We start from the raw sequence: 1502 nt of genomic DNA, 5'->3' as shown, positions 1-1502 counted from the left end.
CGCTAGAGCGTAAGCCGGTTGATGTGACGCCTGTATGGATGATGCGTCAAGCTGGGCGTTATCTGCCAGAGTATAAAGCGACCAGAGCGCAAGCCGGTGACTTTATGAGTCTGTGTAAGAATAAAGAACTAGCATGCGAGGTCACAATTCAGCCTCTTGAGCGCTACAAGCTCGACGCTGCAATTCTGTTTTCTGATATCTTGACGATTCCGGACGCAATGGGTTTGGGTCTTTATTTCGAAACGGGTGAGGGGCCTCGTTTCAAGAAGATTGTTCGAACAGCAGAGGATGTCGAGAAACTACCTATAGTTGATACCTCTAAAGACTTGACTTACGTAACGGATGCAGTGAGCACCATACGTAAAGAGTTGAATGGACGTGTTCCGTTGATTGGTTTCTCTGGGAGTCCTTGGACTTTAGCCACTTATATGGTTGAGGGTGGAAGCTCTAAAGATTTTCGCCATATCAAAGCGATGATGTATTCTCAGCCAGAAATTATGCATCAGTTATTGGATAAAATTGCCTTGTCTGTGATTGATTATCTGAATGCTCAAATAAAAGCGGGTGCGCAAGCGGTTCAGATCTTCGATACCTGGGGTGGAAACCTGAGTGATCATGCATATCAACAGTTCTCTTTGGCTTATATGAAGAAAATTGTAGCTGGCTTAATTCGGGAATACGATGGTCGAAAAGTCCCCGTGATTCTATTTACCAAAGGAGGCGGTTTATGGTTGCCTTCTATGGCTGATACCGGCGCTGATGCACTTGGTCTTGACTGGACGATGGATATCGGTAAAGCGCGTGCCTTGGTAGGTGATAAAGTTGCTTTGCAGGGGAATATGGATCCGTCGGTGCTATATGCTTCAGAAAAAGGTATTAGGGATGAGGTGGCTAGAATTTTGGCATCTTATGGTCCAGGTGAAGGCCATGTATTCAATCTGGGGCATGGTATTCATCAATTTGTTGATCCAGCACATGCAGGCTACTTTGTTGATGCGGTTCATGAACTGAGTGCTCAGTATCACGCTTAAGATCGTTATCTAATGCATAGAATTAAGGGTGCAACGTGGCACCCTTTCTTTTTCTAGCACAAAATGCCATGTAATTCCCACACGTGTCACATTTGCAGCAGGCTCTTATTTAACCTGTGCGACTCTTTTAATACAATCGATAGATAACCCTTAAGGTCTCCCAAGGAACTGTAATGAGGCATCTCTCTCTCTATTTTGCTAAGGCAATTTCAATTTGTATCTGCGCTACAATGATCGTGGCTTGCGATAATTTAGAAAATATAGCCTTTTTCAAAAGTGTTGGGGATCCTGACATATATCAAAGTGATGCCGAAACTAATATCGATAACAAAACCATCGATATCGAAGTCGACATGTCCGAAGATTTATCTCTTAAAGTGCTTCAAGCGACTCTTTTAGCTTACTTGGATTCGCCATTGTATCGATATTTAGATGCATCAGACTTTCCAGAAGATCTAAGTTTGATATGCG

General features: G+C 43.3%; 2 protein-coding genes. Both read left to right on the top strand.

Features of this window, described 5'->3' with window-relative positions:
* Positions 1–1031, top strand: a 1031-nt coding sequence (gene hemE / locus A3763_RS00755) for a uroporphyrinogen decarboxylase (RefSeq protein WP_068759814.1), incomplete at its 5' end; no start/stop codon positions are given.
* 173 nt (positions 1032–1204) lie between these two features.
* Positions 1205–1502, top strand: a 298-nt coding sequence (locus A3763_RS00750; protein WP_156494784.1) for a hypothetical protein, incomplete at its 3' end; no start/stop codon positions are given.

It is taken from the genome of Oleiphilus sp. HI0128, from assembly GCF_001635365.1.
This window is presented reverse-complemented; position numbering and strand designations above follow the sequence as displayed.